Raw genomic sequence first — 10,054 nt, 5'->3', positions numbered from 1 at the left:
ACACCGCGTACGCCGCGCCCCGCGGCAGCGGCCCGGGAACGGCGAGCGACAGCGTCGACGCGGGGGCCACGGTCTCCCGGCGGACCGGGACGCCGTCGCGCAGCAGCACCACGTCGTACCCGGTGGGGGTGAACTCCGGCGGCACCACGGCGACCGACACCGTGGCGGCGTCCGACGTCACCGCCGTGATGCCCGGCGCGGCGAGCTGGACCGCGAGCGGTGCCGACGGCGGCCCGGAGCCCACGCCGTTCACGGCCTGGACGACGACGCGGTACGTGCCGCCGTCGACGAGGCCGGGGTCCAGCCCGGCCGTCGTCACGGGCGCGCGCACCTCGGCGGCCCGGAAGAACAGCCCGCCCTCGTCCAGCACGCTGACCCGGTAGGCGTCCGCGGCGGGCACGGCGGTCCAGGCCACCGCGAGCAGGCCGGCGTCGGGCGGGCCGGCGGCGGGCGGGGCGTCGTACGCGGCCTCGACCAGTTCGGGCCGCTCCGTCGGTGCCGCGAGCGCGGGGCCGTGCGGGCCGATGGACACCGCGTCCTGACCGGTGCGGACCCGGGCGAGGGCGGCCGCCACGGTCGAGCCCGCGGGCGGCGGCAGGTCGATGACGAACGATCCGCCGGAGACCGGGACCTCCGGGCCCGGGGCCGTGCCGTTGACCACGTAGCGGAGCAGGAACTCGTCGGTGTCCGCGGCCTTCCAGGTCAGCGTCACGGCGCCGGTCACCGGGTCCGTCTCGGCCCGCTCGACCGTGGAGGTGTCGGTGACGATCGTGACCTCGGGAGACAGCGTCGGGCCCGAAGCGAGGTTGTACATCGCGATCCGGGCGCGGTAGACCTCGCCGGGCACGGCGTGGAGCGGAAGTGCGGCATCGGTCGCCGCCCCGGCCCACGCCTCCGCCACCGTGCGGTCGTCGTCCACCACCTGCACCACGTACGTCACCCCGGCGTTCGGCTTCCCGGGGCCGCTCCACGCGACGGCCAGGACACCGTCGTCGTACCGCACCCACGTGATCACCGGGGGCTGTGGCGCGCTGCCTGGTCCACCCATGAACCGCCTCCGTGTCGCCGACGGGCAGGCCACCGCCGGCGACACGTCCTCGCCGGCGGTGGAGTACGAGCCGGAGCCCCGGCCCGCGGCGGCACCCCCGCCGGGACCGTCCGGGAACCGGTCCGAGGGCCGTTGTACCAGTCGGACGTATCCGCACCACCGCGGCGGCGTACCGTGTCCCGCAACCGCCCGGGCACACCGCCCGGGCGGAGCAGCAGGAACGGGGGCCGGGGCGGGGGCCGGTCAGTGGTGGAAGCCGACGCGGTCCGATTCGTGCGGGCGGCCCTCGTCGAGGCGCTTGATCACCCGGCGCATGTCGTCGGCGAGGAGCTCGATCTCGTCGCGGTCGACGCCGTGGCGGACCAGGACGCGCTGGATGACGGTCTCCTGGCGGTCCGGCGGCAGCGGGTAGGAGGGCACCTGCCAGCCGCGCATGCGGAGCTGGTCGGAGAGGTCGTACAGGCTCCAGCCGACGGAGCCGGGGTCCGTGAGGGTGTAGGAGACCGCGGGCAGGGCGCCCGCGCCGTCGTAGAGCAGGGTGAACGGGCCCATCTCGGCGATCTGCCGGGCGAGGTGCTGGGCGGTGTCGGCGCAGGCCTGGTAGACCCGCCGGTACCCCTCGCGGCCCAGGCGCAGGAACATGAAGTACTGGGTGACGACCTGGCCGCCGGGGCGGGAGAAGTTCAGGGCGAGGGTCGGCATGTCGCCGCCGAGGTAGGAGACGTGGAACACCAGGTCCTCGGGCAGCGCGTCCTGGTCGCGCCACAGCGCCCAGCCGACGCCGAGCGGCGCCATGCCGTACTTGTGGCCCGAGGCGTTGATCGAGGCGACCCGCGGCAGCCGGAAGTCCCAGACCAGGTCGCGGTGGAGGAACGGCGCGATGAACCCACCGGAGGCGGCGTCGACGTGCAGCGGGACGTCGAGGCCGGTCTCCACCTGCATCCGGTCGAGCTCGGCGGCGATCTCCGCGACCGGCTCGTAGGTGCAGGTGTAGGTGACGCCGAGGATCGCGACGACGCCGATGGTGTTCTCGTCGACGTACGCGCGCAGCTGGTGCGGCTGCAGGCCGGTCGCCCCGGGCTCCACCGGCACCTGGCGCAGTTCGACGTCGAAGTAGCGGGCGAACTTCTCCCAGCAGACCTGGACCGGCCCGCACACCAGGTTCGGCCGCTCGGTCGACTGGCCGGCGGCGCGGCGGCGGTCGCGCCAGCGCCACTTCAGGGCGAGGCCGCAGAGCATGGCCGCCTCGCTGGAGCCGGTGGTGGAGCAGCCGACCGCGTTGGTGCTGCCGGAGCCGGCCGGGGCGTGCCAGAGGTCGGCGAGGATGTTCACGCACCGGGACTCGATCTCCGCGGTCTGCGGGTACTCGTCCTTGTCGACGATGTTCTTGTCGAGGCAGAGGTCCATCAGCCGGCGGACCTCGTCGTCGGCCCAGGTGGTGCAGAAGGTGGCGAGGTTCTGCGCGGCGTTGCCGTCCAGCAGGAGCTCGTTGCGCAGCAGCTGGAACACCACGGACGGCGGGACCGGGAAGTCCGGCATGGCCCGCTTGGGCAGGGGGTGCTCGCTCAGCGGCGAGGCGAAGATGTCGACGGCGGGGTCGGCCGCCGGTTCCTGGGCGTTGTGCAGAGCCACCGGTCACCTCACGTATCGGTTTCGGACCCGGATTCGGACATTACGGGCCCGGCCGGGGCTCGGCACGCGGGCGTGCGCCATCCCGGGAACGGCGGCGGCGGGCGGGGCGCGTCCACCGGCTACGGGGGAGCGGGGCCGCCGCCCGTCGGCGCGGCGGCCCGTTCGCCGGTCTCCTCGGTGCGTTCCGGCAGCAGCAGGACGGCGCCGGCGAGGAAGCAGAGCGCGCCGATCAGGGTCGTCGTGTCGGCCTCCGTGGCGTTGCGTACCTGGCCGGTGACCGGGTCGATGTACCCGGCCACGGCGGAGACGCCGAAGGCGACGGATCCGACCAGGTTGGCCAGCGTGATCCACCAGGACCAGGCCGCCGGCCGCCAGGCGGCCCAGCCGTGACAGGTCTCGTACCAGGCGAGGAGGCTGGAGACCAGGAAGCACACCGAGCCGATCGCGTCGGGCCGCCAGACGTGCTGGTGGGCGGTTTCCGCGGAGAGGTTGGACGCCATGGCGACGCCGGTGCTCACGTTGAAGTAGAGGGTGCCGGCCAGCTGGATCCCGGTGGCCCACCAGTCGATCCGCCGGGGCTGGCGGACGAAGAACCGCCGGTGCGCCGGGTTGTCGGCGGGCGGGGCGGCGTCGACCGCCTCGCGGTAGCAGAGGAAGGACGCCGCGGTGAAGAACAGCGAGCCGGTGAAGTAGGTGACGGTGTCCCACCGGGCCCCGACCGCGCCGGTGTACCCGGGCACCGACCCGACGGCGAACAGCAGCGACCCGACGGCGAACAGCACCGCGATCCACCAGCCGCGGTCGGCCGGCGCCCACCAGGTCGACGCGGTGGCGGGTTGCTGGTGCTTGCGGTGGCGCCGCGACTCCCACCGGACCACGACGCCGTCCGCGCGCACGTGGTCGACGAACGTCACCCGGGCACCGGCACGCCGGCCGTTCCCGGTCTGCTCGGGCTGCCCGGCCTGCCCAGGTGCCGACGGCTCCGGTCGGCCCGGTCCGGTCGCGGTCACCGTTCCCCGCCTCCGTCCGGGGTGCCGTCCCGGCCGGCCTTGCGCTGCCGGCCGCGCTGGACCGCGCCCACGATGACCTTGACGGCCAGGCCGAGGACGACCAGGTCGGCGAGCATCTGGACGGTGACCACCAGCCGGGCCGTATCGGACTTGGCGGTGATGTCGCCGAACCCGACGGTCGAGAACACGGTGACGCTGAAGTACAGCCCGTTGGTGTGGGACAGCGGTATGCCGAAGCTGGCGCGCGACAGGGCCGCCAGCCCGACGTAGGTGGCCGCGAACAGCAGCAGGAAGAACGGCACGCTGGTGGCCAGGGCCTCGGCGGCCCGCAGCCCCGGGTGCCGGGAGCGGATGATCGAGCGGACCTGGAGGGCGACCAGGGCGACGAACCCCGCCAGCCCGCCCAGCAGCATCGAGACGGTGGCGGTCGAGGACGAGTGGTCCAGCGGCAGCAGGTAGTACAGGGCGAGCAGCGCGGTGACCGAGCCGGCCACCCGGAGCACCGTCCAGACGATCCTGCGGGCCGAGGGCCGGTCCGCGGCCTGGTCCTGGGGCGGGTCCTCGGGCTCCATGCCGGTGCCGGGCATCATGACGCCCGCCGCATCCTGGCGGCCGCGGCCCGGAGCGACATGCCGCGGTCGTGCCACATCATGCCCGTGGCCGCGCCCAGGATGATCACCACCCCGATCGCGATGAAGAGCGACATCAGGGCGAACACCACGCCGATCGGCCCGTACTCCCGGTCGTAGTCGGTGACCATGTCGGAGAACACGAAGTGGAAGAAGACCAGCATGCCCATCCAGTACAGGGCGGTCGCGACCGCGCACGGCAGCAGCCTCCGCCAGGCGACCCGCCCGGCCAGCAGGAACCACATCGTGAACCACCAGAAGGCGATGAACGCCGGGACGTTGAGGATCCACCACAGGACCGGTGCACTGTCGTAGACCACCTTCCCCACCGAGGTGCCCAGGGCGGCCCAGCCCACCACCCCGGCCAGCCAGGCCAGCGACCGCAGCCGGTCCCGCGGCCCCTGCGGACGCAGCCGGAACATCTGCTGGTACAGCCTCTGGAGCGAGGCGGAGGTGGCGAGGCCGCCCAGGATGAAGAAGACCCACGACATGCCGGTGACCGTCCCGGAGGTGGCCACGGAGGAGGCGAACAGGCCGCCGATGTCCGCCGCGGCCTCGTGGCTCAGGCCCAGCCGCAGGCTCAGCGCCGAGACCGCCGACCGCCCGGCCAGGGCGGAGGTGATGAGGACGAACGGGACCGCGCACAGGAGCAGCGTGGCGGCCAGCTGCAGGGCGTGGGTGAGGAGGTCGAACGCACCCAGCCGGTGCCCCAGGTTCTCCGCCCACGACCCCGCGTACTTCGCCCGGCCCCACTCCGTCGCCCGCCGGGTGCGCCCGGCACCCCGGTCGGGCGCCTTCCCGCCCGGCCGTCCGTCCTCCGCCGCGCCCCGGGCCCGTGCCGTGTGCTCGCCCCGGGGCCCGCCCGGTGCCCTGTCCCTCGCCCGCATGACGCATCCTCCAGGAGCTGATCACCCCGGTCGGCTGGGGACCCTGCGCGCGGCGGCGACACGCGTGCCCCGGGCCGCGGTCCCGTATCCACCGTCGCACGGCGGCCCCGGCGTGTCAGGGCGAGCCGGCCCGGCGGCGGGCGGACCGGCCCACACCGGCGCGGACCGCTGCGCCGCCTGCGGGGCGGCACCCGGCGTTGCCCCGTCGTCGGCCCGGCCCGGCCCACGGCGGGCGTGGATCAGCCATGCGCCAGGCAGTGCCTGAGCTCATACGCACCGGGCAGACGGCCGGCCGGGTTCGGCGGGCCCGGTGGGGCCGGTCGCCTCACGGACGCCCGGTCGCCGGGGCGGCTCTGCGCACGGCCGCGGGCAGTTGCCCGTCGACCAGGTCCGGGGAGCCCTGGAGCACGACGGCGACGTTGCCCACCCGCACGGCGGCCCACCGGTAGGTCGTGGTCGTCCCGGCGACGGTGACGGTCGTCGTCTGCCGGTACTGCTCGTCGCCGAGCGGAGGCGCGTCGAGCCGGGTGACGGTGACCTGCACCGTCACGGGGTCGGTGATCGTGTAGGACGGGCAGGAGAGCTCGGCGGCGACCTTCGCCCTCAGGCCCGCCGACAGCTTCGCAGGGGTGTCGCTGTGCAGCGTTTCCTGGAGCGACCCGCCGCCGGCGCGGGCGGACGTGAACGAGATGTCGGCCTTCGCGGCGAAGGAGCGCCGGGAACCGTCGGCGTCGCCGGACGGGCCCTTCCCCGACGGGCAACCGTGCTTCTCCGCGGTGGAATCGGCGCTCATGACGACCGGTACGGCGTAGTCGGCGCCGAGGTCGTCCGGCGTGAGCAGGCGGGCCCGGAGGTCCTGGACGTCCAGCGCCGGCATCGCGGGAGCGGCCGGGGTGGTGCCGCCGGCGCCCGCACAGCCGCCGGCGACCAGTGCGAGCACCACCGAAGCCGGTACGAGTACGGCCGACCGCCTGTTCATGAACCCCCCGTTCGGCGACACCGGGCGACCCTAGCAAGTCCGCGGCCAGCCACCGGCCCCGGGCCGCCCGGCGTCGACCGCGTGCGGCCTGCGCGACGGCGGCGGCCGGGGGCGCGGGAGAATGGGGCGCGTGACGGACACCATCCTCAACCTCTGGCGGCAGCAGCTCGGAACCGTGCCCGAGGGCGTCTGGGAGCGCACCGAGCTGACGGTGCTGATCCTCGCGGACACCGGACTGGCCGAACTGCCGCCCGGGATCGGCCGGTTGCAGCGGCTGCGGACCCTCGACCTCGGGCACAACGCGCTCACCGCCGTGCCGGAGGAGGTCGGCGAGCTCACCGGGCTCACCGGCTTCCTCTACCTGCACGACAACGCCCTCACCCGGCTGCCGGACGCGCTCGGGCGCCTCACCGCGCTGCGCTACCTCAACGTCGGCGAGAACCGGCTCACCGAACTCCCGGACACCCTCGGCGAGATGGCCGGCCTGGTCGAGCTGCGGGCGCAGCACAACGGGCTCACCTCGCTGCCGCACTCGCTCGGCCGGCTCGGCGGGCTGCGCGAACTCTGGTTGCGCGGCAACCGGTTGACGGCGCTTCCGCCCTCCGTGACGAAGCTCGCGGAGCTGCGCGAGCTGGAGCTGCGGGAGAACGCCTTCGCCGAAGTCCCGCCGCAGCTCGCCGGACTGCCGCTGCTGCGCCGCCTGGACCTGCGCGGCAACCGGATCGCCGCGCTGCCCGACTGGCTGGCCGGTCCGGTGGCGCTGCCGGCGCTGGAGAAGCTCGACCTGCGGTGGAACGAGGTGACCCCCTCGCGCCGGCTGCTGGACGCACTGGCCGGGCGCGGCTGCGAGGTCCTGTACTGAGGGCGGGCCGCGGCCGCGAAAATGACCGCCGGACGCGCCATCGCCCTGCTACGGTGGGGGACATGAAGCGCGCTGCTGCCGTCCAGACGACGACGCCGGAGAGAGTCCCGGCGCGCTGACTGCTGACCTAGTCCGAAGCCCCGGGGCGAGTGCCCCGGGGCTTCGTCGTACCGGTGGTCCACTCGCCCGCAGATCCCCGAGTGGAGAACCGCCGTGAACGACCACCGCCGACTGGGCCGCGAGCTCGACCTGTTCGACACCGACCCGCTGATGGGCGCGGGCCTGCCGTACTGGCTGCCCGACGGCGCCGCCGTCCGGCACACCCTGGAGGAGTTCATCCGCGGGCGCGAGCGCCGGGCCGGCTACCGGCACGTGTACTCGCCGGTGCTCGGCAAACGCGAGCTGTACGAGATCTCCGGCCACTGGTCGCACTACCGCGACGACATGTTCCCGCCGATGGACCTCGGCTCCGAGCAGGTCGTGCTGCGGCCCAGCCTCTGTCCGCACCATGCTCTGATCTACCGCTCGCGCGCCCGCAGCTACCGAGAACTGCCGTTGCGGATGGCCGAGTTGGGCGGGATGTACCGGTCCGAGCTGTCCGGGGTGCTCGGCGGGCTCACCCGGGTGCGGGCGATCCAGCTGAACGACGCGCACGTTTTCTGCACCCCCGAGCAGGCCGCCGACGAGGCGGTGGCCGCGCTGGAGCTGATCCGCGAGGCGCACCGCGCGCTCGGCATCCGCCCGGTCCGCTACCGGCTCTCGCTGCCCGGCGAGGGCGGCAAGTACGTGGCGGACCCGCTGCTGTGGGAGCGGGCCACCGCGCTGCTGACCGAGGTGCTGGAGCGGTCCGGGGTGCCGTTCGAGGCGGTGGAGGGCGAGGCCGCGTTCTACGGGCCGAAGATCGACGTCCAGATCGCCGACGCGGCCGGGCGCGAGTCGACCCTGTCCACCGTGCAGATCGACTTCCACCAGCCGGAGCGGTTCGGCCTGCACTACATCGGCGCGGACGGCGCCAAGCACCGGCCGGTGATGGTCCACCGCAGTGTCATCGGCAGCGTCGAGCGGGTGGTCGCCCACCTCATCGAGCTGTACGGCGGTGCCTTCCCGGCCTGGCTCGCGCCCACCCAGCTCGTCCTGCTGCCGCTCTCCGAGGAGCAGGTGCCGCAGGCCGGGCGGCTCCGGCAGCGCTGCCTCGACCTGGGGCTGCGGGCCGAGGTGGCCGGGCCCGAGCACGGCAGCCTGGGCGCCCGGATCCGGGAGGCCAGGCTGGTGCCGTACCAGGCGGTGATCGGTCCCAAGGAGGCGGTGGACGACCGGGTCGCCCTGCGGCTGCGGGACGGGCGCCGGCTCGATCCGCTGCCGGCCGAGGAGGTACTGGCCCGGATCGGCGCCCTGGTGGCGGCGTGCAGCACCGGGTTGTGGGACGCGGAGGGGGCCCGGGCCTGAGGGGCACCTCCGGTCGGTGGCGGGGCGGTGGGGCGGTGGGGTGGGGGAGTCCGGTCGGATACGTACGACTAGCGGGGGTGTGCGGTGTGTCGGCCCGCCGGGCCGGCGCGACCGCCGTTCGAATGGGCCCGGTGGCCTGCCCACGGCCGCCGTGCCCCCCGATCGGAGGTTCCCCCGTGCGCCCCGTCCTCGCCCGGCTCTCCCACCGGCTCTCCTGCCGGCTCGCCGCTCCCGCGGCAGCCGTCTGCCTCGTGCTCGCCGGTGCGGCCGTCGCCGCCCCGGCATCGCCCGCCGCACTGCGTCCGCTGCCCGTCCCCGACACCCGCTACTGCGCGGCGGTGGTCGGCCACGTCCCCGGCGCCGACGGACGTTCCCCGCTGCTGGGGCACGGCTGCTCGGCCGACGCCCGGGTGGACGCCCTCCAGGTCTTCCGCGGCTGAGCTGCCGCCCGCCTCCCGTGCAGCCCCCGCCCGGGGTGGCCGGGCGGCGGGGCGGTCAGTAGGACTGGAGCTCGATCAGGCGGCCGTCGGGGTCGCGGAGGTGGGCGGTCCGCAGGTTCGGTCCCCACTCCGGGCGGTTGGTGGCGACGGCGGCGAGCGAGCCGCCGTTGCGCAGGCAGAGGGAGAGGGCCTCGTCCACGTTGTCCACCCGGAAGACCATCATGGCGGTGTCCTGGACGGGCGGCGGCTCGGCGGGGAGCCCGGCGGTGCCCAGGGTGATGGCCAGCAGCCCGCGGTCGTACAGCGCCAGCACGGCCTGGCCGTCGGCGTCCCAGTTGGCGTACGGGCCGTTCGGGGAGCCCTTGACCAGGGTGGCGCCGGTCAGGGCCGGCAGGATCTCGCGGTAGAACTCGAAGCACTCGGTGAAGCGGGACACGAGCAGGCGGTTGTACAGGGCGTCCACGACGGGCTCCTGGGGTCGGACGGCTCACGGCTCACGGAAGAACCTAGTGGGTCCTGGCCGGGCGCGCCCAGGTCGAGCGGGCCGCGCCCGGGCCGTGCGGGCCGCCCGGGCGGGGCGGCCCGGTCAGGTGAGCGGCTGCGGGCGGCGGGCGCCGGCGAACTCGGCACCCCAGTGCGGGTCGTCGAACACGTCCGGGAGGCGGGCGACCAGGGTGCCGGTGTGCTGGGCGTGGATCATCGCGCCGTCGCCCGCGTAGACGCCGACGTGGTGCAGCGGGGCGTCCGGGCGGGAGAAGAACAGCAGGTCGCCGGGGAGCAGGCCGGAGCGGGAGACCGGCGCGGACCGGTGGTACTGCGCGACGGTGTAGTGGGCTAGCTCCACCGCGCCGCCGCTCGCCCGGTACCAGCAGTAGAGCGAGAGCCCGCTGCAGTCGAAGCCGACCGTGCTCTCGCCGAGGCACTGGCCGTCCAGGTAGCCGTTCTCCTCGTCGCAGAAGCCGAGGCCCGGGCCCAGCCGGTCGCCGCCGCCCCAGGCGTACGGCACCCCGAGCTGCTCGGCCGCCTCCCCGGCGAGCGGGATCCGCCCGTGCGTCGACCGGAAGCCGACCACCCCGCAGTAGGCGGCGGGCCGGATCACCGAACCGCCGGTCTGGGTGCCG

Annotated in this window: 11 protein-coding genes; 3 read left to right on the top strand and 8 right to left on the bottom strand. The window is 74.8% G+C overall.

Annotated elements, in window-relative coordinates:
• The 6 genes from ABZ885_RS29230 to ABZ885_RS29205 form a co-directional block, all read right to left on the bottom strand.
• Nucleotides 1-1,048, bottom strand: a 1,048-nt coding sequence (locus ABZ885_RS29230) for a fibronectin type III domain-containing protein (RefSeq protein ID WP_360194917.1), incomplete at its 3' end; no start/stop codon positions are given.
• A gap of 243 nt (nt 1,049-1,291) precedes the next feature.
• Entirely contained in the window at nt 1,292-2,674 is a 1,383-nt protein-coding gene (locus ABZ885_RS29225) for a glutamate decarboxylase (RefSeq protein ID WP_360194920.1), read from the bottom strand.
• Between the two features lie 125 nt (nt 2,675-2,799).
• The gene (locus ABZ885_RS29220; RefSeq protein WP_360194915.1) at nt 2,800-3,594 is read right to left on the bottom strand and encodes a hypothetical protein; all 795 of its coding nucleotides are present in this window, start codon (nt 3,592-3,594) and stop codon (nt 2,800-2,802) included.
• A gap of 92 nt (nt 3,595-3,686) precedes the next feature.
• On the bottom strand, nt 3,687-4,280 hold the full coding sequence (locus ABZ885_RS29215; protein ID WP_360194912.1) for a potassium channel family protein: 594 nt from the start codon (nt 4,278-4,280) through the stop codon (nt 3,687-3,689).
• Entirely contained in the window at nt 4,277-5,206 is a 930-nt protein-coding gene (locus ABZ885_RS29210; RefSeq protein WP_360194909.1) for a YhjD/YihY/BrkB family envelope integrity protein, read from the bottom strand. Before ABZ885_RS29210 ends, ABZ885_RS29215 begins: the two co-directional genes overlap by 4 nt.
• A 325-nt stretch (nt 5,207-5,531) precedes the next feature.
• Entirely contained in the window at nt 5,532-6,185 is a 654-nt protein-coding gene (locus ABZ885_RS29205) for a hypothetical protein (RefSeq protein ID WP_360194906.1), read from the bottom strand.
• Between the two features lie 130 nt (nt 6,186-6,315).
• Between ABZ885_RS29205 and ABZ885_RS29200 the strand changes: the two genes are divergently transcribed.
• From ABZ885_RS29200 to ABZ885_RS29190, 3 genes are all read left to right on the top strand, one after another.
• Nucleotides 6,316-7,047, top strand: a complete 732-nt coding sequence (locus ABZ885_RS29200; RefSeq protein ID WP_360194903.1) for a leucine-rich repeat domain-containing protein — start codon at nt 6,316-6,318, stop codon at nt 7,045-7,047.
• Between the two features lie 213 nt (nt 7,048-7,260).
• The gene (thrS, locus tag ABZ885_RS29195) at nt 7,261-8,493 is read left to right on the top strand and encodes a threonine--tRNA ligase (RefSeq protein WP_360194900.1); all 1,233 of its coding nucleotides are present in this window, start codon (nt 7,261-7,263) and stop codon (nt 8,491-8,493) included.
• A 176-nt stretch (nt 8,494-8,669) separates the two neighbouring features.
• On the top strand, nt 8,670-8,933 hold the full coding sequence (locus tag ABZ885_RS29190) for a hypothetical protein (RefSeq protein ID WP_360194897.1): 264 nt from the start codon (nt 8,670-8,672) through the stop codon (nt 8,931-8,933).
• A 55-nt stretch (nt 8,934-8,988) separates the two neighbouring features.
• Here ABZ885_RS29190 and ABZ885_RS29185 read toward each other — a convergent pair whose 3' ends face one another.
• Entirely contained in the window at nt 8,989-9,396 is a 408-nt protein-coding gene (locus ABZ885_RS29185; protein WP_360194895.1) for a VOC family protein, read from the bottom strand.
• Between the two features lie 123 nt (nt 9,397-9,519).
• The coding region (locus ABZ885_RS29180) for an NlpC/P60 family protein (RefSeq protein ID WP_360194892.1) at nt 9,520-10,054 on the bottom strand (535 nt) is incomplete at its 5' end.

Source organism: Kitasatospora sp. NPDC047058 (assembly GCF_040643935.1).
Taxonomy (GTDB): domain Bacteria; phylum Actinomycetota; class Actinomycetes; order Streptomycetales; family Streptomycetaceae; genus Kitasatospora.
The sequence above is the reverse complement of the archived record's forward strand: the minus strand, read 5'-3'. Positions and strand labels throughout refer to the sequence as shown.